At 63.8% G+C, this 25,330-nt stretch carries 22 protein-coding genes; 14 read left to right on the plus strand and 8 right to left on the minus strand.

Translation table 11 applies throughout. The annotated features are described in order from the left end of the window. Window positions 1–23 precede the first annotated feature (23 nt). The gene (locus PQQ51_RS19250; protein WP_408498391.1) at window positions 24–2,072 is read left to right on the plus strand and encodes an acetyl/propionyl/methylcrotonyl-CoA carboxylase subunit alpha; all 2,049 of its coding nucleotides are present in this window, start codon (window positions 24–26) and stop codon (window positions 2,070–2,072) included. 64 nt (window positions 2,073–2,136) lie between these two features. Here the strand turns inward: PQQ51_RS19250 and PQQ51_RS19255 are convergent, their stop codons facing one another. After that, a complete protein-coding gene (locus PQQ51_RS19255) occupies window positions 2,137–2,424 on the minus strand; it encodes a DUF1488 family protein (protein ID WP_408498392.1) in 288 nt (95 codons plus the stop codon). Between the two features lie 265 nt (window positions 2,425–2,689). Here PQQ51_RS19255 and PQQ51_RS19260 point away from each other — a divergent pair, with 265 nt between their 5' ends. Continuing rightward, window positions 2,690–2,875, plus strand: a complete 186-nt coding sequence (locus PQQ51_RS19260; RefSeq protein WP_408498393.1) for a hypothetical protein — start codon at window positions 2,690–2,692, stop codon at window positions 2,873–2,875. A gap of 55 nt (window positions 2,876–2,930) precedes the next feature. On the opposite strand, the gene PQQ51_RS19265 is transcribed toward PQQ51_RS19260, so the two are convergent. The 6 genes from PQQ51_RS19265 to PQQ51_RS19290 form a co-directional block, all read right to left on the minus strand. Next, window positions 2,931–3,773 (minus strand): ABC transporter permease, encoded by an 843-nt coding sequence (locus PQQ51_RS19265; RefSeq protein WP_408498394.1) that lies wholly within the window; start codon window positions 3,771–3,773, stop codon window positions 2,931–2,933. Beyond that, window positions 3,766–4,956, minus strand: a complete 1,191-nt coding sequence (locus tag PQQ51_RS19270; RefSeq protein ID WP_408498396.1) for an ABC transporter substrate-binding protein — start codon at window positions 4,954–4,956, stop codon at window positions 3,766–3,768. Before PQQ51_RS19270 ends, PQQ51_RS19265 begins: the two co-directional genes overlap by 8 nt. Window positions 4,957–4,970: 14 nt before the next feature. Continuing rightward, window positions 4,971–5,771 carry an ABC transporter ATP-binding protein gene (locus PQQ51_RS19275; RefSeq protein ID WP_408498397.1) on the minus strand — a complete coding sequence of 267 codons (801 nt, stop codon included), beginning with the start codon at window positions 5,769–5,771 and terminating at the stop codon, window positions 4,971–4,973. Next, window positions 5,768–6,871 (minus strand): acyl-CoA dehydrogenase family protein, encoded by a 1,104-nt coding sequence (locus PQQ51_RS19280; protein WP_408498398.1) that lies wholly within the window; start codon window positions 6,869–6,871, stop codon window positions 5,768–5,770. Before PQQ51_RS19280 ends, PQQ51_RS19275 begins: the two co-directional genes overlap by 4 nt. Beyond that, a complete protein-coding gene (locus PQQ51_RS19285; RefSeq protein WP_408498399.1) occupies window positions 6,868–7,434 on the minus strand; it encodes a carboxymuconolactone decarboxylase family protein in 567 nt (188 codons plus the stop codon). The genes PQQ51_RS19280 and PQQ51_RS19285 overlap by 4 nt, the downstream gene beginning before the upstream one ends. A gap of 115 nt (window positions 7,435–7,549) precedes the next feature. Further along, a complete protein-coding gene (locus PQQ51_RS19290; protein WP_408498451.1) occupies window positions 7,550–8,566 on the minus strand; it encodes an AraC family transcriptional regulator in 1,017 nt (338 codons plus the stop codon). A gap of 246 nt (window positions 8,567–8,812) precedes the next feature. Between PQQ51_RS19290 and PQQ51_RS19295 the strand changes: the two genes are divergently transcribed. From PQQ51_RS19295 to PQQ51_RS19320, 6 genes are all read left to right on the plus strand, one after another. After that, window positions 8,813–9,421, plus strand: coding sequence for a TetR/AcrR family transcriptional regulator (locus PQQ51_RS19295; RefSeq protein ID WP_408498400.1), 609 nt, complete (start codon window positions 8,813–8,815; stop codon window positions 9,419–9,421). Between the two features lie 63 nt (window positions 9,422–9,484). Then, window positions 9,485–10,531 carry an aldo/keto reductase gene (locus PQQ51_RS19300; RefSeq protein WP_408498401.1) on the plus strand — a complete coding sequence of 349 codons (1,047 nt, stop codon included), beginning with the start codon at window positions 9,485–9,487 and terminating at the stop codon, window positions 10,529–10,531. A gap of 531 nt (window positions 10,532–11,062) precedes the next feature. Then, a complete protein-coding gene (locus PQQ51_RS19305) occupies window positions 11,063–12,676 on the plus strand; it encodes an ABC transporter substrate-binding protein (protein WP_408498402.1) in 1,614 nt (537 codons plus the stop codon). 8 nt (window positions 12,677–12,684) lie between these two features. After that, window positions 12,685–13,626 (plus strand): ABC transporter permease, encoded by a 942-nt coding sequence (locus PQQ51_RS19310; protein ID WP_408498403.1) that lies wholly within the window; start codon window positions 12,685–12,687, stop codon window positions 13,624–13,626. After that, window positions 13,627–14,457: an ABC transporter permease gene (locus PQQ51_RS19315; RefSeq protein ID WP_408498404.1), complete on the plus strand. Its 831-nt coding sequence runs from the start codon at window positions 13,627–13,629 to the stop codon at window positions 14,455–14,457. It begins immediately after the preceding gene. Beyond that, a complete protein-coding gene (locus PQQ51_RS19320) occupies window positions 14,454–16,346 on the plus strand; it encodes a dipeptide ABC transporter ATP-binding protein (RefSeq protein ID WP_408498405.1) in 1,893 nt (630 codons plus the stop codon). The genes PQQ51_RS19315 and PQQ51_RS19320 overlap by 4 nt, the downstream gene beginning before the upstream one ends. 153 nt (window positions 16,347–16,499) lie before the next feature. Here PQQ51_RS19320 and PQQ51_RS19325 read toward each other — a convergent pair whose 3' ends face one another. Then, window positions 16,500–17,699 carry a porin gene (locus tag PQQ51_RS19325; RefSeq protein WP_408498406.1) on the minus strand — a complete coding sequence of 400 codons (1,200 nt, stop codon included), beginning with the start codon at window positions 17,697–17,699 and terminating at the stop codon, window positions 16,500–16,502. A 259-nt stretch (window positions 17,700–17,958) separates the two neighbouring features. Here PQQ51_RS19325 and PQQ51_RS19330 point away from each other — a divergent pair, with 259 nt between their 5' ends. From PQQ51_RS19330 to PQQ51_RS19355, 6 genes are all read left to right on the plus strand, one after another. After that, a complete protein-coding gene (locus PQQ51_RS19330; protein ID WP_408498407.1) occupies window positions 17,959–18,885 on the plus strand; it encodes a LysR family transcriptional regulator in 927 nt (308 codons plus the stop codon). Window positions 18,886–19,132: 247 nt separating this feature from the next. Continuing rightward, window positions 19,133–20,251, plus strand: a complete 1,119-nt coding sequence (locus PQQ51_RS19335; RefSeq protein WP_408498408.1) for a succinylglutamate desuccinylase/aspartoacylase family protein — start codon at window positions 19,133–19,135, stop codon at window positions 20,249–20,251. 33 nt (window positions 20,252–20,284) lie between these two features. Further along, window positions 20,285–21,346 (plus strand): ornithine cyclodeaminase, encoded by a 1,062-nt coding sequence (gene ocd, locus PQQ51_RS19340; protein WP_408498409.1) that lies wholly within the window; start codon window positions 20,285–20,287, stop codon window positions 21,344–21,346. Between the two features lie 42 nt (window positions 21,347–21,388). Further along, window positions 21,389–22,942: a methyl-accepting chemotaxis protein gene (locus tag PQQ51_RS19345; RefSeq protein WP_408498410.1), complete on the plus strand. Its 1,554-nt coding sequence runs from the start codon at window positions 21,389–21,391 to the stop codon at window positions 22,940–22,942. A 31-nt stretch (window positions 22,943–22,973) separates the two neighbouring features. Next, on the plus strand, window positions 22,974–24,479 hold the full coding sequence (locus PQQ51_RS19350) for a serine hydrolase domain-containing protein (protein ID WP_408498411.1): 1,506 nt from the start codon (window positions 22,974–22,976) through the stop codon (window positions 24,477–24,479). A gap of 51 nt (window positions 24,480–24,530) precedes the next feature. Beyond that, a complete protein-coding gene (locus tag PQQ51_RS19355; RefSeq protein WP_408498412.1) occupies window positions 24,531–25,292 on the plus strand; it encodes a LuxR C-terminal-related transcriptional regulator in 762 nt (253 codons plus the stop codon). Window positions 25,293–25,330: the final 38 nt, after the last annotated feature.

Raw genomic sequence — 25,330 nt, forward strand, 5'->3', positions numbered from 1 at the left:
GGGGCCCTTGATCGAGACACCTCATGTTCAACAAGATTCTGATTGCGAACCGGGGCGAAATTGCGTGCCGTGTGGCCGCGACCTGCAAGCGGCTCGGCATCGCGAGCGTGGCCGTGTATTCCGACGCGGACGCGAACGCCAAGCATGTCGCCGCGTGCGACGAAGCGGTGCACATCGGCGGCGCGACGGCCGCTGAAAGTTATCTGCGTGCAGAACGTATCGTCGAAGCGGCGCGCGCTACCGGCGCGCAGGCCGTGCATCCGGGCTACGGCTTCCTGTCGGAAAACGAGGATTTCGCGCAGGCTTGCGAAGCGGCCGGCATCGTCTTCATCGGACCGCCGGTCGAAGCGATTGCCGCGATGGGGTCGAAGGCCGCCGCGAAGGCGCTGATGCACGCGGCTGCAGTGCCGCTCGTGCCCGGCTATCACGGCGACGATCAGGACCCGCAACTGCTGCATCGCGAGGCTGACGCGATCGGTTATCCGGTGTTGCTGAAGGCGAGTGCGGGCGGCGGCGGCAAGGGCATGCGCGTGGTGGAGCGCAGCGAGGATTTCGCGGCGGCATTGGCTTCGTGCAAACGGGAAGCGGCCAGCAGTTTCGGTAACGACCGCGTGCTGATCGAAAAATATCTGACGCGGCCGCGTCACGTGGAAGTGCAGGTCTTCGCGGACCGTCATGGCAGTGCAGTTTATCTGTTCGATCGCGATTGCTCGGTGCAGCGGCGTCATCAGAAGGTGCTGGAGGAAGCGCCCGCGCCGGGCCTGTCCGCCGAGATCAAACGCGAGATGGGCGAGGCGGCGGTGGCGGCCGCGCGCGCGGTGAATTACGTCGGCGCGGGCACCGTCGAATTCATCATGACGCCGGGTGGCGAGTTCTATTTCATGGAGATGAACACGCGCTTGCAGGTCGAGCATCCGGTCACCGAAATGGTGACCGGGCAAGACCTCGTGGAATGGCAACTGCGCGTCGCGGCGGATGAACCGTTGCCGCTCACGCAGCAGCAATTGAAGATCGATGGTCATGCGATCGAAGCGCGGATCTATGCCGAGCATCCGGCGCGCGGTTTCTTGCCGTCTACCGGTACGTTGAAGCATCTGCGCATGCCTGAGGGCGTGGAGTTTGCGATCGGAGCGGAAGGTTCGGCCTCGAGCGAATCGAGCCGCAAAGCGCCTGTGCGGATCGACAGCGGCGTGCGCGAAGGCGATACGATCACACCGTTCTACGATCCGATGATCGCGAAGCTGATCGTCCACGGTGCGACGCGCGAAGAAGCGCTGGCGCGGCTGAATCGCGCGTTGCGTGCGTGCGAGGTGGTCGGCCCGCATACCAATGTCGAGTTCCTGCAGCGAATCGTCACGAGCGAGCCTTTTGCGAGCGGCGATCTCGATACCGGCTTGATCGAACGGCATCACGACGCGTTGTTCGCGCCCGTGAAAAAGCCGTTCAGGGAAGCCCTGGCGCTCGCCTGCGCGGCGCTGCTCGCGCGCGAAGGCGGCAGCGCGCATGGCGCATCACCGTGGGACGCGCTATCGCATTGGCGCCTGAACAGCGGCTATACACAGACCCTCGGTTGGCGCGCAATCGACCACGGCAGCAACGACAACGAAAGCGCGTTTACCGTGACGTTCGCACGCGACGGCGGCACACAAACGCTCGAGCACGACGGCGTGCGCGAAAGTTTCGACTGGTCGGAGGGCACGGGCCAGCACGCATTCCGCGCGACCATCGGCGATGCGCGCGTGACGGGCCGCGTGTTCGTCGACGGCGATACGTTCCATGTGTTCTGCCTCGGTGAAGCGCTCGCGTTCGAGTGGCAGAACCTGCTCGCGCATGCAGCGGATGTGGAAGGCGGCGAGGGCCGTTTGACCGCGCCGATGCCGGGTAAGGTGATCGCGGTGCTGGTCGAGCCAGGCGCAGTGGTGGAGAAAGGCACGCCGCTGATCGTGATGGAAGCGATGAAGATGGAGCACACGATTGGTGCGCCGGCGGCGGGAACGGTGTCGGAGGTGTTGTATGCGGTCGGCGATCAGGTCGCGGATGGCGCGCAGCTTCTGGTGCTCGACGTGGGTTAATGGCGGCGCGCGGCGTGCCGCATGCAATTAACACCGCGCTCAGCGAGCCGGGCTCACACGCCGATTAATGTCTGACCATTCTGAATTCGTCGAGGTCCAATCGCACGGGCTCGACGGGCTCATCCGGTTTGGCCGCGCCTTTGCGCGCGGCCACGGACAAGATCTCGAACTGCGCGTCCTCGAACGCGACCAGCAGGTCGCGGCGCCGTTTGCTGGCCGCTCCGCAATAGGTCACCAATGCGTCGGCACTCACTTCGAAGATCAACGCGCGGTCATCGAAACACACCCGGAACGCGACGGTCGCGCATTCGGTGACACAGGGCCGGAACCCTTCATCGACATAGACTGACATCGCGATCTCCCTCGAGCGCCCGAGCACCCAACATAACGGAACGTAAGGTTCGGGTATGTGGGAAAACCGGCACTCCGCGCTAAATGACCGCTGCCGTCCGGTGGCCTGTCCGGTGGCATATGTTGCACGCGGTGAGGGACGCAAAGTTTGGTAAGTGGCACGGTTTTATTGCCCGGTATTCGGGTCTTTTGCGCGGAAGGACGCTGGCTAAACTCGCTGCAACGAGTCGGGTTGGGTCGACCCATTTCACGCGGAAGGAAGCACCATGCCCCACAGCAACCAGCACGGCATCATTCGTACCGGCGCGCGGCGAATCATGTTCGCCGTGGCCTTTGCGCTGACCTTCGGTCTGCAAGGCTGCGCAAGCTCACTCGAAACCTTCGGACTCGGCGCGGGAGTCGGGATTGTCAGCGCGTTCAGCGCGCTCGGCTGCGCGGTGGGTTGTCACTGACGAACAGGTTGGATGGCGTTGGCCGCGCGCGCACCATGGCTTTTACGCCGCGCTGCTACCGCTCCTGCTCGACCCTACCGACACCGAAGCGCCGGTAAGCGACGCGCGCCGCGAAATCGAGCAGAAACCCGAGCGCGCCGATCACCAGAATCACCGCGGTCAACTCGGAATATGCGAGACGGTCGCGGCAATCGAGAATCAGATAACCGAGGCCGGAACTCACGCCGAGCATTTCCGCGGGCACCAGCACGATCCACAGAATGCCGATTGCGAGCCGCACGCCGGTCAGCACATGCGCGGCGATGCCGGGCACGAACACGTGCCAGAGCATTTCGCTGCGCGTGGCCGCGAGACTTTCGCCGAGTTGCAACCAGCGCCGGTCGATCTGCGCGACGCCGGCGGCGGTGCTCATCATCAAAGGCCACACGGCGGCGAACGCCAGCAGGAAATACACCGCGCGGTCGCCGACGCCGAGCGACATCACCGCAATCGGCATCCACGATAGCGGCGACACCATGCGCAGGAATTGCAGCGTGGGCGACAGCGCCGTATCGAGCGCTTTCACACGGCCGATCAGAAAGCCGAGCGGCACGCCGACGATCAGCGCCCAGATGAGACCGATCGCGATGCGCCGCAAGCTCGTAACGATGTGAACGGCAAGACGATCGTCGGTGATCAGCGAAGGCAGCGTGGCCGCCGCACGGGCCGGCGAAAATTGTGCGGCGAGCGTGCCGGGCGCGGCGAACAGCGTGATCGCCAACCACCATATCGCGACGACGCCGACGAGCCCCGCCAGTCCGAGCGCGGCGCGCGCCAACCAGTTCGACGAGGCGCCGCCCGCGCGTGGGGAAGAGGTCGCGGCAGGCGTGGCAGCGGCGCGTGTCGACAGACTAGACAACGATCGTCTCCGTGCGCGCAAAACCGTCAGGCAAGCCGAACGCCTTCATGCCGCCGACCGCCTGGATACTGTTCTTCACGAAGCGGTCGTCCACGAGATCGCGCGCGACGAAAGCGGGATCGAGTTTGGGCAGGAACGGCGCGTTGCCTTCGAGTTGTGTCGACTTCAGGCGCCGCACGAGTTCTTCGGTGTACCCCGGATACGGATAAGGCTGGAAATCGATCCGCTTCGCGTGCCAGTCCGCGTGAACGATCGCGCGATCGGCCAGATAGCGGCCCTGATCGCCGGCTGCGGGCGCGAGCACGTCGGTCAATACCTGGGCCGTGTGCGGCGTGTAATGGTTCGGGCCGGTCTTCGACAGAAGCTGGGCCGCTTCCTGCGGATGAGCACGAGTCCACAACTGTGCCTTGACCACCGCGTCCACGACTTTCTGCGACCACGCGGCGCGTTCGGTCAGATCCCGCTCGTGCATGAACACGACGCAGCACGCGTGGTTTTTCCACACGTCGCCGGTGAAACGCAGCACCTTGCCGACTTTCAATCCCTCGGCCGCCGCGTTGAACGGCTCGGCGACGATAAACCCGGCAATCTGCTTCGACGCGAGCGCAGGCGGCATGTCGGACGGCGACATCACCACCAGCCTCACTTCGTTCGGCTTCAGGTCGCCGTCTTTCTTCAGGACCGGCACGAGTCCTTGCGCACGCAACAGGTCTTGCACGACCACGTTGTGGATCGAATACCAGAACGGTACGGCGACGGTTTTTCCGGCGAGGTCCGCGACTTTGTCGATATCCGGCGACACGGTCAGCGCGGAGCCGTTCACGTGATTCCATGCAACCACCTTCGCCGGCGCCTGGCCGCCGTAGCGCGCCCAGATCGTCATCGGCGCGAGCAGATGCACGACGTTGACCTGGCCCGACAGGAACGCCTCGACGAGTTGCGCCCAGCTGCGCAGCAGCGTCGGTTTTTCAACGGCGAGGCCGGCGGCTTCGAAATAGCCGTTGTTATGCGCGACCAGCAGCGGCGTGGCGTCGGTGATCGGCAGATAGCCGATGCGCACCGGCGCGTTCGGGTCCGTGGCGGCGCGCGCGTTGAGCGTGCCGAGCAACGGCGCGGCGCCGGCGACGGTGAACATCGAAGCGAGCTTGAGCCACTCGCGGCGGGACATCGGAAGCTGGCACATGCGTGGTTTGCCTTCTAGTTGGAAGCGGCGAGGGCCGGACGTGGCACTGGATCGCGCAGCGCCTGAAGAATCTGGATGCGCAACGCGCCGAGCGCTTCGAGGTGCGCGTCGCGTGGCGACGGAATGTCGACGCTCAGTTGCAGGACCGGCTTGCCGCGATGGCCCAGCACGACGATGCGATTGGACACCAGCAGCGCTTCGTCGATATCGTGCGTGACGAGCAGGGTGGCGGCGCCCGTTTCGCGCACCACGTCCACGAGAAGTTGCTGCATGTCGGCGCGGGTGACTTCGTCGAGCGCGCCGAACGGTTCGTCGAGCAGCAGCGTGCGCGGTTTGCGGGCGAGACAGCGTGCGAGCGCCGCGCGCTGCGCCATGCCGCCCGACAACTGGCGGGGCGAGTACTGACGGGCGTGAGCGAGTCCCACCTGATTCAACGCGGTGGTGACGCGCTCGCGCCGCACGTTGCGCGGCAAATCCGGTTGACGCGAAAAGCCGAGCCCGAACGCCACATTTTTTTCTACCGACAACCACGGCAGCAGACACGGGTCCTGAAACGCCAGCGCGACGTCGGGCCGCGGGCCGCGCACGGGCGTGCCGTCGACGGCGACCTCGCCGGATTCCGGCTGCTGCAAACCGGCGACGATACGCAGCAACGTCGATTTCCCGCAGCCGCTCGGGCCGAGCAGTGCAACGAGTTCGCCCGCGCGGACGTCGAAGTCGATGCCGTCCAGCACGCGACGTCCCGCGTAACCGAGCCGGACCTGGCGCACGTCCACGCGCGGTGCGTGCTGGCCGATGCTGTCGTTCAAGCTCATGCGGCCTTGTTCTGTCGATGCTGCGCCAACTGGTTTTTCAACTGCACGACGCTCGGGGTGACGATCGGCACGAACGCGGCTTCGCGAGTGCGTCGCGCGGTGCCGCCCTGGCCGCGCAGATAACCGCGCCCGCCTGCGGTCACGACTTCGAGGTGCGCTGCCTGCTCGACCACCGCGGTGAGCCCGATCCGCACTTCGAACAGCGCGGCCGGCGTCGCGAGGAAAGTGCCGTGTTGAATGCCGTCGAACAACCTCTTCGTCAGCACGTCGAGTTCGTGCGCGAGCGGCGCGACTTCGTCCTCTACGGCTTCACGCGCGGCGGGGCTGCTGGCGTCGACGGCGGCAAGCGCGCGGCGCGCGAGTCCGATCGACAACCCGCATTGCAGGCCGAGAAAAGCCGGGCGCACGCGCGCGAGAAAAGAGGGCGCGTCGGCGGTGATCTGCCAGCTTGCGTCGAGCCATGCGCCTTCCAGCGCAAGCGCGGCGGTGTTGCTCGAACGCAGCGCGATCAGATCGAGATCGTCGCTGCGCACGACGCCGGCTGCGTCGTGAGGAATCGCAAAAATCGAAGGCGGCGCGCCGTCGCTGTGGTCGAACGCGGCGGCGGCAAGGAAACCCTCGCGGCGCAGGTTCGTGATCCAAGGCAGCTTGCCGTCGAGCTTCCAGCCCGCGCTTGCTCCGTCGCCGGAGTGGGGCGTCGCGTTCATCCGCAGCGGCTCGATGTTCGACAGATACTTCATCGCGTTCGACAACCCCGTCGCGCCGGCCAGTTCGCCGGATAACAACGTGGGCAGCCAGCGCGCGCGCAGCGCTTGGTTCGGACTCTGCAACAGGTATTCGATGAACGTGCGCTGTCCCCAGAACACGAATGCCGCCGTCAGCGAATGGCTGGCGACGCTCGCGACCGCTTCGATCGCATCGACCGTCGTGCCGTCCACCCCGCCTTCATGCGCCGCCACGCCGATCCGGAACAGACCTGCGCGTCCGAGCCGCGGCAGGATCTCGCGCGCGAGATCCTGGCCGGCATCGATCGCCTCGGCGTTGGCGTCGAGCCAGCTTGCCAGGTCGGGCGCCGTGGTAGTCAGCGGCAGCGTTTTCATGCGGCGTGCGCGCCCGCTTCCCAGCGATAAGCGGCCAGTTGCGGATTGAGTTCGTTCTGCGCGAGATTGTTCGCGAAGTTGCACAGCGTGGCGAGGCTTACGCCGAGCACGACTTCGAGTGCGTTGGCGTCGCTGAATCCGGCCGCGCGGAAGGCGGCGAGCGCATCGTCGGACACCGCGCCGCGTGCGGCGATCACCGCGCGCGTGAAGATCGCGACGGCATCCAGGCGCGCATCGGACAGCGGCTGCTGCTCGCGAATCGCTTCGACCAGTTCGGGCGCGAGTTGGGCCTTCTTCAGCGCAACCGCCGTGTGACCCGCGACGCAGAATCCGCAGCCGTGGATGCCCGCCGCGGTGATCTGCACCACCTCGCGTTCAGCGAGCGTCAGACCGCTGCGGCCATTGATCTCGGCGACGGTCAGATAGGTTTCGAGCGCGGTCGGCGCGTTCGCGAGCGACGCGACCAGATTCGGCAGGAAGCCATTGTTGGCCTGTGCGCGTTCGAGGTAGGGGCGGCTCGCTTCGGGCGCGCTGTCGAGGGTGTGCAGCGGTAGACGGCTCATGTCGGTTCCTCACAGATAGGTGCCCATTGTGGTGGCCGGAAGGGGGCCGCACAATGCGCCGCTGTCTGCGATTTCTGCGAGTTTGTCTCGGCGCGGCGGCGTGCGCGTAGCGCGGTCAATGCAGCGCGGCGGAGCTTGTTGCATCGGCTGAAACCTGCAGGTTGCCGGAATCGTGCGCGATGGACGCGCGCCGCCACGCACCCGGTTGAATGCCTGTGACACGTTTGAATGCCTGCGAGAACGCGGATTCCGACTGGTAGCCGACCCGTTCGGCGGCGTCCGGCGTGCGGGCGCCGCTTCTGAGCATCGCCGCGGCCAGTTTCATCCGGATCAGCGTGACGAATTGCGCGGGCGGCTGACCGGAGATGTCGACGAACTGTTTGCAGAAGCGCGCTCGCGACATATGGACGAAGTGCGCCATCGTCTCGGTGGTCCAGCGCTCGGCCGGCGCCTCGATGATCGCGGTGACGAGCGGCGCGAATTCCGGCCGCCGCATTAGCGACCAGAAGCACGGGGCGACTTCGTCGCGCGCGCCGAGCGAGCGCAGCGCGTACACGAACAGCAGATCGGTGAGACGCGCGATGACCGGCGACGGCATCGGCGCGTCGCGCAGCGCTTCGGCGCGGATCAGGTCGAAAATGGCGCGTGCGCCGTCGAGCGACGGATGATTGCGCCGCGCGACGATGAAATCCGGCAACAGGCTGAGCAGCATGTCGTCGAGTGCGGAGCTGAATTCGAAGAATCCGCAGGCGATGCCGACACTGCTGCTATTGGCGTTCATACCCGTCGACGAATCGGCCGGCGCGGCCAGCAGCGGCGACATCGTGCCGAAGCGCGCGCTCTCGTGGCCGCTCGCGGGCGGGCGTGGGTCGGGGGAAAGACAATGCGGCATGTCGCGCAGCAGGAACACCGCGTCGCCGTGCGACAGATGCAGGCTGTGCGCATGGCGCTCCGCAGCGGCCGGGAGATGCAGCCAGCAGTCGCCGTGCAGCACCACGTGAAAGCTCGCGCGCTGACGTCCGGCAGTCGACGCCTGCCAGGTGCCGCAGTATTGTCCGACGTGAAAAACCGTGCTCTTCAGTTCGAGGCTGGAGAGCAGCCAGTCGGCTAACTTGTCGGCGTTGTGCTGCATGACGTTCGGAATGTGATGACGCATGCGTGGATCGGCATGCAAACTCGTCACCTTAGCGGAGTTGCGCTCGCTGGCAACCAATATTTCGTGCTTAGCTTATATGCGTGAATGGGCTTCTTCTGGGGCCTATTTCTTTCAGGCCGCATAGCGGAGCTGGGAGATCTGCGCCTGAATCCTCCCGCGTCGAAGTCACCCCTCCATTGCAGTTAGATTGCGATCACCATATAATAAAACCAGATCGAATCAATGGGGAGCGTCATGAGGGTCAGTCGTGCACAGGCGGAAGAGAACCGCCGCGCCGTCATCGAGGCGGCCGGCCGGCTGTTTCGCGAGCATGGTTTCGACGGCATAGGCCTGAATGACTTGATGGGTGCGGCCGGTCTGACGCAAGGCGGCTTCTACAAACAGTTCCGCTCGAAAGACGATCTGGCGGTTCAGGCCTGCGAACGCGTGCTCGCCGAGAGCAGCGAAAAAATGGCGAGCGTAGTCGAGAGCGGCGCCGACGACCCGCTTGCCAGCATCGTCGGCCAGTACCTGTCTTGCGAGCATCGCGACAATGTTGGTGAAGGCTGCCTCTTCGCGGCAGTCGGCCCCGATGCCGCACGGCACAGCCCTGCACTGGTCCAGACTTTCGAAGCGAGTATCAAGTCGTATCTGCAGATACTCGACGCAGCGATACAAAGCTCTCCCCCCCACGGCGCGCAGAGCGACCCCGCCGCCGTCCTTTCCACAATGGTGGGTGCGCTCGTGCTATCCCGCCTGGTCAAGGACGAAAATCTTTCCAGACAGATACTCGATTCCGCCACCGGCAGTCTTCTCAATCGCGACGGCAGCACCGAAGCGGAAGCTAGTTAGATCGTCCCGTTTGATCGTTCGAATTCATGTCGAATTCGATATTCACACTAAGGAGTACGATTCATGCGTTACAAACTTTTTGGCAAGCATAGCGGCCTGCGGGTCTCCGAACTGGTGCTGGGAGCGGGTAATTTCGGCACGCGCTGGGGGCATGGCGCGGAGCTCGACGAGGTCCGCCGGATCTTCAACGCGTACGCGGACGCAGGCGGCAATTTCATCGATACGGCCAATGGCTATCAGTTCGGCGAGTCCGAGGAAATCCTCGGCGATCTGCTCGAAGGACGGCGCGAAGATTTCGTGCTCGCCACCAAGTTCACGATGCGCTCGCAGCCGGATTCCGGCATCCTCGTCACGGGCAATAGCCGCAAGGCGATGGTCGCGTCGGTCGAGGCGAGCCTGAAGCGGCTCAAGACCGACCGGATCGATCTCTACTGGGCGCACGTGTCCGACGGTGTGACGCCGGTCGAGGAAATCGTGCGCGGTTTCGACGACCTCGTGCGCGCCGGCAAGATCCTGTACGCGGGCCTGTCCGATTTTCCAGCATGGCGCGTGGCCCGGGCGGCGACCCTTGCCGAACTGCGCGGCGCCGCGCCGATCGCGGGTCTGCAGGTCGAGCACAGTCTCGTCGAGCGCAGCACCGAGCAGGAGCTTCTGCCGGCCGGACGCGGGCTGGGTCTGGGCGTCGTCGCGTGGTCGCCGCTCGGCGGCGGCATGCTGACCGGCAAGTATCGCCGGGGCGAGAAGGGCCGCGCGGAAGGGTTCGGCGGCAAAGTTTTTCAGGCTGAGAACTCGCCGCAACGCACCGCCATTCTCGACACGCTGATTGCGGTCGCGAATGACGCGGGCGTCACGCCGAGCGAAATCGCGATTGCCTGGGTGGCGGCCAAGGGTTCGCTTCCGATCATCGGACCGCGCTCGCTGGCTCAACTCGAAAACAATCTCGCCGCCGCAAACGTGACGCTGTCACCGCAGCAGATTGCCCGCCTCGACGAAGTGAGCGCGATTCCGCAAGGTTTTCCGTACACGGTGATCAACGATCCGTCGACGCGCGATCTGTACACGGGCGGCAAGTTCGATGAGGTCGACGCGCCGGCGGAAACCGTCGCGTAAAGCGTAAAGACAGATCATCGCGATAGACGTGACCGGCGGCCCGGCGCGCGGGAGGCTGAAAGTCAACACCTGCCGCGCCGGCTCACGCCGGTCCAGCGATCAGAACCCGGGGTTTGAGACCCCGCCAGCGATTTCCTCCGATGAATATCTCGCGTCGCCTGCGGCGCACCCACGATATTTTTCCCACATTGCACTTTCACGCGGTAAAAATGCAAAAATCGGCGCTGACGACCGCCTGCACCGGGGCTTCGCCCGGCTGACGCACCGTTGGGGCAGCGCCGAGGCGTATGGTGATCGAAAAAGTAGATCACGATATTTTGTCACGACTTCCTTCGCTTTAGCGGCGTGCTTAGGATCGCGGCAAATGGTCGATGTTCACAAACCCAATCAGATCGATCCCCCTGCACGGAGACCCGATGTTCCCGCCCAATCTATTCCCGCGAACGTGCCTCGAACGTGCCTCGTCACTGCGCCGCTTCGCGTCGACTTCATGCCCGACCCTAACGCGCGGATCATCGTGGAGTACTGTTCGTGACTGATCGCAGGACACGTTTCTCCCGACTTCTGCTGCAGATCGCCGCGCCGCTCATCGGATGTGCGGCGGCGTCAGCCGTTTACGCGTCGGCTTTGTCGACGGCGCCGGCGTCGGCTGCCGCCGCCGCAACCGCGCCAGTCCGGCACGAAATCAGAGTGGCCGAAGGCACCGACACGCCGACCTCGATGCCCGGCAACGTGGCGCGCAACACCGCGACCGACAACATCCTCGGCAATGTGGTCGAATCGCTGGTCGCGCTGCGCGCCGACCTGAGCGTCGGTCCGATGCTCGCGGACAGCTGGACCATCTCCCCCGACGGCAAGACCTACACGTTCCATCTGCGCCACGGCGTGCTGTTTCACAACGGCGCGCCGATGACCTCGGCCGAGGTCAAATGGAGTTTCGAGTTCCTGATGAAGCGCAGTTCCGGCTTCGAGTGCCGCAGCGTGTTCGACGGCCGGCGCGGCGTGAAGGTCCTCGCGGTGCGCACGCCGGATCCGTACACCGTGGTGTTCGAACTCGACCGGCCGCACGCGCTCTTTCTCAAGCAGACGGTCGATCCGCGCTGCCCGCTGGCGGTGCTGCATCCGTCCAGCGTCGACAGCGACGGCAAATGGCTGAAGCCGGTTGCGACCGGCCCGTATGTGTTCGCCGACTGGAAACGCGGCCAGTACGTGCTGCTCAAACCGTTTGCGCAATACAAGCCGCGTGCGGAGCCGCCGAGCGGCGGCGCTGGCGCCAAGATCGCGCATGCCGACGTGCGCTTCGTCGTGATTCCCGACGAAGCCGCGCAGAAGTCCGCGTTGACGGCCGGCCAGATCGACGTGATGGCAATCGACGAAAACAGTCTGCTGCCGCCCGATCCGCGCTGGCATATCGTCGAAGGCCCGAGCGCCGATCCCGCCTTGGTGCTGATGCAAACCCGCGATCCGTTGTTGTCCGACGTACGGATGCGCCGCGCGATCACGCTCGCGCTCGATCTTCCCGGCATCGTCAACGCGGTGACGGACGGTCACGCGCGCTACAACCCGTCGCTGGTGCCGGACGCAAACGAGCTGTTCTCGCCGATCGACGCAACCGGTTATACGCAGAACCTGGCCGAGGTCAAGCGTCTGCTTGCCGAGGCCGGTTATCACGGTCAGACGCTGAAGCTCGAAACGAGCCGCCGTTTCGAGCACATGTACACGCTGGCTATCTATGTGCAGTCGCTGCTGACCAAAGCCGGCATTCGCACTGAACTCGACATCGTCGAATGGGGCAAGCAGGTGAGCGATTTCCGCTCGGGCAACTTTCAGATGATGTCGTTCGGCTATTCGGCGCGGATCGATCCCGCGTTGATGTTCGGCGACATACTCGGCGACAAATCGAAAGCGCCGATGACGCAGTGGGAAAACCCGGCGGCGCGCGAACTGCTGCACAGCCTCGAAGGCGTGACGGACGAGGCGACGCGCAAGCAGACCTTCGAGCGTCTGCACCAGATGATGCTCGCCGACGCGCCGATTCTCGGCATGTACTACACGCCGGATCTGCTGCTGGTCAGCAGCCGGCTGCATGGTGTGACGTCGTGGCCGATGCGCCGCATCCGCCTGTTTAACGTTAGCAAGGACTAGAGAACGCGATGTTTTTCTACATGATCAAACGCATCGCGATGGCGGTGCCTACCGTGCTGATCGTGACATTGCTCGTGTTCGGCATGATGCGGGCGATTCCGGGCGATCCGGCTTCGCTGATGCTCGGCGACGTGAACGATCCGGCGTTGCTGGAGCAACTGCGGCATCAGTTCGGCCTCGACCGTTCGGTGCCCGAGCAATTCATGTTGTGGGTCACGCATTTGATGCATGGCGACCTCGGCATGTCGATCGCGCGTCATCAGCCGGTTGCGGAACTGATTCGCTCGACGTTCCCGGTCACCGCGGAAATCGTGCTGTCCGCCACGTTGCTCGCGAGCCTGATCGCGATTCCGGCGGGCCTGTTCGCCGCGTGGTCGCAGAACCGCCGCGCCGATCCGGCCATCGTGTTCACCAGCATTCTGCTGGTGTCGCTGCCGAGCTTCTGGATCGGCATTCTGCTGATGTGGCTGTTCGGCGTGAAGCTGCAATGGTTGCCGACCTTCGGCTATGAATCCTTCAGCGACGTCGGCTGGGGTACCGTGCGCTATCTGGTGCTGCCGGTGATCGCGGTCGCGCTCGGCGAAATCGCGGTGCTCACGCGGATGATGCGCGCAAGCAGTCTCGAAGTGCTGCGGCTCGAATACATTTCCCACGCCCGCGCGAAGGGTCTGTCGGAACCGCGCGTGTTGCTGCGCCACGCGTTGCCGAACGCATTCGGTCCGGCGTTGACGGTGGTCGGGCTGATCCTCGGCCATCTGTTGGCCGGCGGCGCGGTGATCGAAACGGTCTTCACGCTGCCCGGCATGGGGCGCCTGCTGGTGGAAAGCATCTACGCTCGCGACTATCCCGTGGTGCAGGGCTGCCTGCTCGTGATCGCGTTGCTGTACGTCCTCGTCAATCTCGTCGTCGATCTGCTGTATCCGGTCTTCGATCCCCGGATGAAGCTCTAAATGAAACTGCGTTCCTTCAAACGATTCAATCTGAAGATCGGCGTGGTGCTGGTCGGGCTGCTGGTGGCGACCGCGCTGATCGGGCTCGTCTACACGCCGTACGATCCGACCGAAGTCGATCTGGTCACGCGTTACGCGGCGCCGGGCATCCATCATTGGCTCGGCACCGACGAATTCGGCCGCGACGTGCTGTCGCGGATCATGGCCGGCGCGTCGGTGAGCCTGACCGTCAGCATCGGCTCGGTGCTGTTCGCGCTCGCGCTCGGCACGTTGCTCGGCACGGTGTGCGGTTATATCGGCGGCTGGCTCGACCGGTTGATGCTGGTGCTGGTCGACGCGCTGATGGCGTTTCCAGGGCTGCTGCTGGCGCTCGGCATCATGACGGTGCTCGGACCGTCGAAGTGGTCCGTCGTGCTCGCGCTGGGTCTTGCATACACGCCGTCGGTCGCGCGGCTCGCGCGCGGCGGCACGCTGTCATTGCGCAGCCGCGATTTCGTGGTCGCGTCGCAGGCGATGGGCAACAGCGGGGTGTGGACGCTGTGCCGCCACGTGCTGCCGAATTGCGTCGCGCCGTTGCTGATCTTTTCGACTTCGCTATTCGGCTCGGCGCTGCTGGCCGAAAGCGCGTTGAGCTTTCTCGGGCTCGGCGTGCCGCCGCCCGCGCCGACGTGGGGCGGCATGCTCGCCGACAGCCGCAACGCGATCGACCGCGCCATCTGGCTGGCGATTTTCCCGGGCATGTCGATTTCGCTCGCATTGCTCGGCATCAATATGCTCGGCGACGCGGTACGCGATCTGCTCGACCCGCGCATGAACGGAGGGGCTAAATGATGACGCGTGAATCCGCGCTCGATATTTCGACCAACGCTGCATCCGTGCAGCGAGCTCAGGCGGCAAGCGGTCAATCAGGCCGGCCGCTATTGAGCGTGCGCGATCTGACGCTGGGTTTCCGCACGCCCGACGGCAACGCGAAACCGGTTGTTCACGGTGTCAGTTTCGACCTCGATGCGGGGCAATCGCTGGCGGTGGTCGGCGAATCCGGCAGCGGCAAGACGCTGATCGGCAAGACGCTGCTCGGCTTGTTGCCGGACGCGGCGCAGATCATCGGCGGCAGCGTGACGTTCGCAGACCAGCCGTTGCTCGACCAGACGCCGGCGCAATGGCGCGCCACTCGCGGCATCGGCATCGGCATGGTGTTTCAGGAGCCGATGGTGTCGCTGAACCCGGCGTTCCGGGTCGGCGAACAGTTGACCGAAGCGCTCGTGCGGCGCCGCGGCGTGCCGCGCGCACAAGCGTGGGCGCAGGCCGTGGCGATGCTCGAACGGGTTCGCGTACGCGATCCGCAAGGCTGCATGAGGCGTTACCCGCATGAGTTTTCGGGCGGCATGCGTCAGCGGATCATGCTCGCGGCCGTGATGCTGTTGCGGCCACGGTTGCTTATCGCCGACGAACCGACCACCGCGCTCGACTGCGTGGTGCAAAAAGAAGTGCTCGATCTGATGACGGAGCTCACTCGCGAAGAAGGCACCGCGCTGATCTTCATCAGTCACAACCTCGCGCTGGTCGCGGCTTATACCGAGCGCGTTCTGGTGATGCGAGCGGGTGTGGCCGTCGAAACCGGCGCGGCCGAGCAGGTGCTGTCGCGGCCGTCGCACGACTACACGCTGGCGTTGCTCGATGCGTTGCCGCGGCGGCTGCCTTCTTCTGAAGCGCCCGAGACTGCCGGGTCGTCTGAACCGGCTCAATTGCCCGCTCCGGTGCTTGATGTGCGCGATGTCGTGATCGACTATCGGGCCGCGAGCAGCGGTGTCGCGTCGTGGTTCGGCGCGAAGCGCAGCGTTCGCGCGGTGCATCGCACGTCGTTCAGCTTGCGTGCGGGCGAGACGCTGGCGATCGTCGGCGAGTCGGGCAGCGGCAAGACCAGTCTGACGAAAGTGGTGCTCGGTCTCGTCGAACCGGCAGAAGGTGAAGTGCTGCTGAACGGCGAGCGCTTTCTGCACACCGGCGCGAAGCAGTTGCAAACCGCGCGCCGGGCGATCCAGATGGTGTTCCAGGACCCGTATTCGTCGCTCGATCCGCGCATGCGGGTCGGTGCGCTCGTCGCGGAAGGCTTGCGTGCGGACAGCACGCTGAGTGCCGCGCAACGCGCCGAGCGTGTCGCTACCGCATTGACCGATGTCGGACTCGGCGATCACGCGCGGCGCTTCGTGCATGAGTTGTCCGGCGGACAGCGGCAGCGCGTGGCGATTGCTCGTGCGCTCGCGAGCCGCCCGGCGGTGATCATCGCGGACGAACCCGTGTCGGCGCTCGACGTGACCGTGCAGAAACAGGTGCTCGATATGCTGGTGTCGCTGCAAGCGCGTTACGGCTTTGCCTGTTTGCTGATTTCGCACGACCTCGGTGTGGTCGAACAGATCGCCGACCGGGTGCTGGTGTTGCTGCGCGGACATATCGTCGAGGAAGGTTCGCGCGACGCCGTATTCGACGATCCGTGCCATCCGTACACACGCCGCTTGCTGCAGGCGGTGCCGGAGTTGCGTGGTAATCGCCGGGACGGTTTCAAGGTGCTGTCGCGCGAAGTGCCGACACAGCGTCTCGCGGACGACGCGTACTTCAATCCCGATCAGGCGCAGCAAAGCGCGCAGTACGGTGCGCCGCGACTCGTGGCGGTGGCGCGCGGCGCGCAAGGGCATCGTGTCGCTTTGCATGCGGCCGCGTGAGACTGCGTGAATCGGACTGAAGCGAACTGAAGCCGCCTTTATCGCCCGCTGGAAGCAGGCAATGAAGGCGGCGCAAAAAAATAGCAGTAATAGCAGTAAAAGAAAAAGGTGCCCGGAGGCACCTTTTTCAACTGCGGTGGAGAACGCAGCGCGTTAGAACTTGTGACGGATGCCGACCACGACAGCGGTCTGCACGTCGGTCGAAGAATTCGACAGATTGGCGATTGCGGCTACAGCCTGCTTGCCGGTCGAATCGACGCCGCTAGCATGTTCATAGATACCGACCAGATACAGGTCGGTGCGCTTCGACAGGAAGTAGTCCGCGCCGAGATTGACCTGGCTATACGATGCACCGGAAATGCTGCCGACCGAGCTGCCGCGCGTGTAGGTATAGGCCGCGCCGAGTTGCAGCGCGGGCGTCACCAGATACGCGAAGTTCAGTTCGCCGATATTGAACGATGCGGTGCCGCTCAGGTGCTTCGGGTTCAGTCCTGCGCCGGCTTCGCTGCCGAGGTTCTGGAACGCGACATTGCTGTAAACACCGCCGATCGTCGCATTGCCGATCCGGTAAGCGGCGCCGGCCGAGATCACCTGCCATGCACCGGCGGACGCGAAGCCGCTGTACACCGGGCTCGACATGTTCAGCGCGTTCGTCGACGTCGACGAATTGGCGTTCGGGTTGGTGCCGAACACCGAGTAGTTCGGATCCTTGGCCTTTTCATAAGCGAGGCCGAGGCTCAGCGAACCGTTGTGATAGCCGGCGCCGACGCCGAACAACTGGTTGCTGGTGAAGTCGCCGGCTTTGCCGCCGAGGCTGTACATGCCGCCGAACGTGAAGCCGCCGTAGTTCTTGCTCGCGTACTTGATGGAGTTGTTGATGCGGTCGGAGTTGTCGAGGTTGTCCATGTCGCCCGGGTGAGCGCCGTAGATGCTGCCCCATTCCGTGCCGGTTACGAGTTCTTCCGCGTTAGCCGATTCGAAGCTGCCGACGTAGTCGCCGAGCGGGTCGTACTGGCGGCCGAGGGTGACGGTACCATACGGACCGGACAGGCCGACGTAGGCTTTGCGCCCGAACAGCGCGCCGCCCTGGCCGAGCGTGCCGTTGTCGATGTTGAAGCCGCCTTCGAGACGGAAGATCGCGCTGAGACCGCCGCCCAGGTCTTCCGAGCCGCGCAGGCCCCAGCGGTCGCCTTGCAGGTTGCCGGAGGAAGCCGAGTACTGACGGCCGCCTTTGGAGTTTGAATTGAACGTCAACCCGGTGTCGACGAGGCCGTACAGCGTCACGCTGCTCTGAGCGTGTGCGACGCTCGAGAAGGCAGCGAGTACGGCGATCATGGGTATGGTCTTTTTCATCGTATTTATCCTCGGCATAGCCGGATGCAAGTAAGGTGAAGTGAAACGGGTCGCAGTGAAGCGGGGCCTGCGCGCTAGCACGGGTTGCGGCAAATCCTATGTGGTCATTTTTTTAGTCGGAAGACCGATCCTTGGCATCACGATCTAAACCGCAGATCACAGAATTACCCGTATTTGCAGCGAGCCGAAGAGCTGTTATGACATGCAAAAATCAGCACAAAACAGACGCAAAATCAGTGCAATCGCATAAGGTGATCCCATGACGTTGAGCCAACTCAGAGTGTTTTGCGCGGTCGTCGAGCAGGGCAGTTTTCGTGCGGCCGCGCGCTCGCTGGATATCGCGCAAAGCGCGTTGACCCACGCTATCCAGAGTCTCGAAGCCGAACTCGCGGTGCCGTTATTGACGCGCTCGCATCTGGGCATCAGCCTCACGCCGTTCGGCGAGAAGTTGCTCGCGCGCGCGTCGTCGATCATCAAGGATTGCGAGCGCATCGATCAGGACATGCGCGAACTGGAAGGAGAGCCGACCGGACGCATCGCGGTGGGTCTCACATCCGAGCCGCTCGCCGAGCTGCTGGTGCCGACGCTCAAGCGCTTCAGCGCGAGCTATCCGCGCGCGCTCGTGCATCTGTCGAACGGGTCGTCGCAAATGCTGATCGAGAGGATTCGCGACGGCCGCCTCGATTTCGCGCTCTGTCCGCTCGCGCCGGAACTGGACGACATCGTCGATCTGCACATCGACCGGCTGTACCGTTCCTCGCCCGCGATTCTCGCGCGCGCCGGTCACCCGAAGGCCAACGCGACGTCGATTGTCGAACTGGCCGATTCCGAATGGGTGGGCTTCAGGCGCGAAGGGGTGGTGGGGATCGCGGCGAACCGTCTGGTGGGGATGTTCGCGGCCAGCGGGCTGGGCATGCCGAAGATCGTCGTGACCGCCGAGACGCTGCTGGAGTCGCTGTTTCTCGTCTGCGAAACCGACTATCTGACGATGGACCCAGGCGTGCTCGCCGACTTCAAACTGTTCTCCGGGTCGCTCGTCAGAGTGCCGATTCGCGAGAGCTTTCAGCCGCGCGACATCTGCCTGATCCGCCGCAGCAATTCGCCGCTGACCTCAATCGCGCAGGAACTGGCGAGCATGCTGGTGTCGTATGCGCGGCTGAAACGCGGCGTGTCGCGAAGCAGTTGAGGCCACGCCGGCGCGCGCCGATTAGCGCCGATGAGCGTCGGCGTGCAGGCGATCTAAATTACCGATCACGATAACCCGGAGCACGCTTCCTGCTGTGCGCCCGAATGCTTAGCATCCCACCTGTGCCTCGACGTTGCTGGCGTTCATCAGGCAAGGCGGAAACCCGCCGGGCGCGCGAGGTGAGCTGACCCGGCGCGCCCGCCACCATCGTCGCGGTCTGTTGATGAACCACAGGACGATTCTTTTAATGCACAGCGCTAAACACCGCCTTCTTGCCGCCACCGATGGCACCGCGCATCAGTTGATTTCGCATCACTTCGGCAGCGAAGCGCACGGTAAGAAGATCTATATCCAGGCCGGTCTGCACGCGGACGAAATCCCCGGCATGCTGGTGGCACTGACCGTGATGGACAAGCTGCAACAGATCGAGCAGCAAGGGCGCTTGCGTTGCGAAGTGGTGCTGGTCAGCGCGGCCAATCCGATCGGCCTGAGTCAATATGTACTCGGCTACGGGATCGGCCGGTTCGAACTGGCGAGCGGGCGCAACTTCAATCGCGGCTTTCCGCTGCTCGCGCCGCAAATTGCCGATGCGGTGGAAGGCAAGCTGGGCGCGGACGCTGAAGCGAACCGCGCGGTGATCCGTGCGGCCTGGCGCGAGCTGTTGCTCGCGCAACAACCTCGCCAGACGTTCGACGATATGCAGCGCACGTTGATGTTGCTCTCGATCGACGCGGACATCATTCTCGATCTGCATTGCTCGCGGGAAGCGACGATGCATCTGTACACCGGCGAAGCGATCTGGCCGGATGCGGAGCCGCTCGCGCGCTATCTGGGCGCTCGCGCATCGTTGCTGGCGGTGGATTCGGGCGGCCAGTCGTTCGACGAAGCGCACAGCTTCACGTGGTGGAAACTGCAACAGCGCTTCGGCGAACAGTTCCCGATTCCGCGCGGCAGCACCGCGGTCACGGTCGAGCATCGCGGCCAACGCGACGTCACCGATGAACTGGCGCAGCAGGATGCGACGGCGATCATCGAGTACCTGACGTATTGCGGCGCGATCGACGGCCCGGCCGCGCCGTTGCCGCCGCTCGCGTGGCCGGCGACGCCGCTGGCCGGCAGCGAACAGTTCCACGCGCCGTCCGCGGGCATCCTGCTGCATTGCGTGGATGCCGGCGCCGAGGTCAGCGTCGGACAACAGATCTTCGTGATCGTCGATACGGCTGACGGCACGAGAACATCGATTCACTCGCGTACCGCGGGCATCTTCTATATGCGAAGAGACGCGCGATACGTGCGGCAAGGCGATCCGCTTGGGCGGGTGTCGGGCCACGAAGTGATCCGCTCCGGCAATCTGCTGAGCGCATGACCTACTTCGAATGTTGATAAGGCTGGGCAAAAAATGACGAGATATATTGATGTAAGCGATGTCCGCAAGCTGGTGACATCGATCGGCGCGGAAGCGTTCATCACCACGATGGCAGAGTACATCCGCGCAGACTATCTGCGCTGGAACGAATTCGAGAAGTCGGCGCGCGTCGCCAATCATGTGCCTGGCGGCGTGATCGAACTGATGCCGGCGTCCGACAGCACGTTGTATGGTTTCAAGTATGTGAACGGTCACCCGAAAAACACCCACGTCAATCTGCTGACCGTGATGGCGTTCGGCGTGCTGGCCGAAGTCGATTCCGGTTTCCCGGTGCTGTTCAGCGAGTTCACGATCATGACCGCGCTGCGCACCGCTGCGACTTCGGCACTGGTCGCGAAAGCACTGGCTCGCCCCGATTCGCGCTCGATGGCCTTGATCGGCAACGGCGCGCAAAGCGAATTTCAGGTGCTCGCGTTCAAGGCGATGCTCGGCATCAAGGAGTTCCGTCTGTTCGATATCGATCCGGCGGCAACGGAAAAACTGATCCGCAATCTGTCCGGTTTCAAGGATCTGACTTTCATCCGGGCCGGCAGCGCAGCCGAAGCGGCGCGCGGCGCGGATATCGTGACGACGGCAACCGCGGATAAAACCAACGCGACGATTCTGACGCCCGACATGATCGAGCCGGGCATGCACATCAATGCGGTGGGTGGCGATTGCCCCGGCAAGACCGAGTTGCATGCTGATGTGTTGAAGGGCGGCCGCGTGATTGTCGAGTTCGAACCGCAAACGCGGATCGAAGGCGATATCCAGCAGCTTCCCGCGGATTTCCCGGTGGTGGAGTTGTGGCGTGTGCTGTCGGGCGAAGTGGCGGGCCGCCAGAACGCAGCGCAGGTCACCGTGTTCGATTCGGTCGGATTCGCGCTGGAAGATTTCTCGGCGTTGCGCTATCTGCGCGACGTGACCGACGCACAGAACATCGGCGAACACATCGATCTGATTCCTGCACCGAAGGATCCCAAGGATCTGTATCAGTTCGTCGCGCCTGTGGTGGAAGCGCCGGCCGCGCAACTGCGTGTTGCGCTGACGGCGTGAGCGCGCGCCCCTTCGCCAACGCCTGCTGACGGGATCGACGTGATGCAATTCATTCACACGATCCGCTTCAGGATCATGCTGGCATTCGCCGTCTGCGTGTTGCTGATGGCGGGCATCGGCGCGTTTGGCGTAGTGGGCTTGTCGCGGCTGACCTCGGACATGAGCGAGCTGTACGACGGCAAAGTCACGCCGATTGCGCAGCTCTGCAATGTCCGGGTTGCGCAACTCGACATCCGTTTGCAGTTGCGCGCGATGCAGGGCGTAAGCAGCGCCGCGCTCGCAGCGCCGATGATCGCGAAGATCCGCCTGGATCAGCAGAGCATCGGCAGCTCGTGGAGCGAGTACTACGAGAAAGGCGCGTTCGACGACAAGGAACGCCCGCTCGCGCGGCGCATCGACGATGCGCTGCCGGAATTCACACGCCTCACCGACGCCGCGCTTGCGGCCGCCGCCGCTGAAAAATTCGACGCGCTCAACGTGTCGATCGGCAAACTGGTGCCGGTTTCACACAACCTGCAAAAGGCGCTGGACGAAGACGCCGTGCTGAATCTCGCGCAGACCAGACAGATCGCGATCAACAGCACGGCGACTTTCCGCACACAGATTCTGGTGGCGATCGCCATTGTCGTTGCCGGCATCGTGGCGGCGATCGGCATTTCGATCTATCTCGTCAGGGCGATTTCGGCGCCGTTGCAGCGCGCAGTCGGCGTCGCGAATCAGATTGCGAGCGGCAGACTGGACAACCGGATCGAGGTCGATTCACGCGACGAATTCGGCCAGTTGCTCGAAGCGCTGCGCAAAATGGACCGGCAGTTGTGCGATACCGTGGTCGGCATCAAGGCGTCGGGCGAGTCGATATCGGTCGCGGCGGATCAGATTTCGCAAGGCAATACCGACCTGTCGCGGCGCACGGAAGAACAGGCTGCGTCGCTCGAGGAAACCGCCAGCAGCATGGACGAACTCACCTCGACCGTGCGTCACAATGCCGACAACGCGAAACAGGCGGTGATGCTGGCGAGCGCGGCATCGGAGGCGGCAGGGCGTGGCGGCCAGTTCGTCGGGCGCGTGGTCGAAACGATGCAAGGCATCTCGGACAGCTCGGGCAAAGTCGGCGCGATCGTCGACGTGATCGAGAGCATCGCGTTCCAGACGAATATCCTCGCGCTCAATGCCGCAGTCGAAGCAGCGCGGGCCGGCGAGCAGGGCCGTGGTTTCGCGGTGGTGGCGACCGAAGTGCGGATGCTCGCGCAACGCAGTGCGGCCGCGGCGAGAGAGATCGGCGAGTTGATCGGCGAATCCGTGCGGCGTGTCGATGTCGGCTCGGCGCTGGTCGGCCAGGCCGGCGAGACGATCAGCGAGATCGTTGCGTCGGTGCAGCGCGTGACCGATATCATGGGCGAAATCTCATCGGCTTCGGCCGAGCAAAGCGTCGGCATCGAACAGGTGAACCAGGCCGTCAGGCAGATGGACGAAGTGACGCAGCGTAATGCGGCTCTGGTCGAGGAAGCCGCCGCGGCGGCGCAGGCCATGGCCGATCAGGCGCACTCGCTGCGTGAGGCCGTGTCGGTGTTCAGGCTCGGCGAAGCTTTGGCGTAGGCTGTCCAACGTTAATCATTCTGTAGACAACATGTCAGACTCTTTTTCCGATCGCGCTGTAGAACCCTCGGCGCTGTTGAGCGGCACCGCGCTGGATGGCCTGACGCGTGCGAAGCCCTCGTCCATGGGTGTGGATGCCGACGCGATCGTTGCCTTCCTGAACGATGTCGAGGCCGCGAACCTCGACATGCACGCCTTGATGATCCATCGCAACGGTCATGTGGTGACGGAGGCGTGGCGTTGGCCGTATCGTGCGGAGCGGCCGCGCAATCTGCATTCGGTCGCGAAAAGCTTTACCGCCTGCGCGATCGGTCTCGCGCTAGAAGAGGGCCATTTCCGCCTCGATGACAAGGTCGTGTCGTTCTTTCCCGAGGCGCTTCCGGAAGTGGTCGACGACAGGCTCGCCGCCATGACGATCGAAGATCTGCTGACGATGCGCGTGGGTCACGAGACCACGACCTCCGGCGCTCGCTGGCGCGGGATGGGCACGAGTTGGACCGAGGCATTTTTCCGGATTCCGCTCGCCGGACAGCCGGGGGGCGCCTTTTTGTACACGAGCGCCGCAAGCTACATGCTCTCGGCCCTGTTGAGCCGCGCGACAGGCGAAACGCTGCACGACTATCTGAAGCCACGCCTGCTCGAACCGCTTGGCATTACCGGTGAAACATGGGACGTGGGTCCGGACGGCATCAATCCAGGTGGCAACGGACTGTGGGCGAAAACGGCCGATCTGCTGAAACTCGGCATCCTGCACGCGCAGAATGGCGTCTGGGAAGGCAAGCGCTTGCTGCCCGCCGCGTGGGTGGCCGACGCAACCAGGTCGCATGTCGAATCGGGACGTTACGGATATCACTGGTGGACACACCCGGACGGCGCTTACAGCGCGAGAGGCGTATTCGTTCAGTTGGCCGTGGTGTTCCCCGAACATGGTGCGACGCTGGCGATCACCGGCGCGATCAAGGGCAGCGCGAAGCTGTTGCCGTTGATCGATCGATACTTTCCTGCGGCATTTGACGCAGCGTCGAAAGACGGCGCCGATGCGCGGCTCGAAGCGAAAATCGTCGAGTGGCAGAAAGAGGATGCGCCGGTTGCGTGGAAAGAGGGATATCTTCGGCAGCCGCAACCCAAGGGCACGATTGACGGCTCCGGTGTCCGGCGATTCGCGATGGAGCCGAACGCGCAGGGCATCGAGGAATTGCAATTCGAATTCACCGACAGCGAATGCACGTTTCGCCTGACCGATGCGGACGGCCCGCACGTTATCGTCGCGGGCCTGGGGCGCTGGATCGAGACGCCAAACGAGATGCCCGGCAGCGATCTGCACCACAACTACCATTTGCGTGGCAGTCCGGTGGTGGCGCGCGCGTGCTGGCTCGACGCATCGCGTTTGCAGATGACGTGGATATTCGCTGAAACCGCCTTCCGCGATACGATCGTCTGCGAGTTCAGCGAGAACAAGCTCGTCTTCAAACGTGAAGTCAATATCAACAGCGGCGCACTGCAACACGACGACGTGACGGGAACGCTGCGGGCATAAACACGACGGCGTGCACAGCCACGCCGTAGCAGCAACGCAATCGGGATGCGAATGCAGAAGCAGGCAATCGTCCTTCAACAGGTGATCGGCGCGATCGGCGAACAGGACTTCGCTGCGGTAGTCGCGCGCGCCGTGCTCGATTGGCTGCATTTCGATCTGGCGACTGTCGTCGTGCATCGTCGGGACCATGCGCCGGGTCTGATGTTCGATAACTTCGACGCGGTGGGTGCAAACGCGGGCGTTCGGAACTACGTTGCTACGACTCATCGTCTGAATCCTTTCCTTCAATTCTTCGACGAACCTCGCGCATTCCGCGCGCGGGACTTCCGGATTCGTGATCACGGAATCGACGCCGATTTACGGCGCTATCTGGTCGAAAGTCCCGATGAAGAACTCGGCTATCGCACGATCGGCTGGCCTGAAAAGCTGGAAGAGATCGGACTTTATTTCGAAGCGTGTACAGGTGTCGTGGAGCTTGGAATCTATCGTGAGCGCGCGACGCGTTGTTTACCCGATAGCAGCCTGAACGAACTCACCGCTCTTTGCTTACCGGTCGCGGCCGCGTTCGATCGCCACGCGATTCTCGTCGACCGATCGCCGAGGCGCCGCGCCGCGATGCCGTTCGCGCATCTGTCTGTACGGGAACGCGAAGTGACCGAGCTACTTCTGATCGGTTGCAGTTCCGACGCAATCGCATTGCGTCTCTGCATTAGCCGCCATACGGTGAAGGATCATCGCAAGCAGATATTTCGCAAGCTCGGCATTGGGACATTGGCCGAGTTATTTGCGGAGTATCACAAGCGCGGGCACTGATTGGCGCTTGGGCGAACACCCCCTCTGCAGAGGGATAG

Source organism: Paraburkholderia xenovorans (assembly GCF_046030735.1).
In the GTDB taxonomy this organism is placed as follows: Bacteria; Pseudomonadota; Gammaproteobacteria; order Burkholderiales; family Burkholderiaceae; genus Paraburkholderia; species Paraburkholderia xenovorans_A.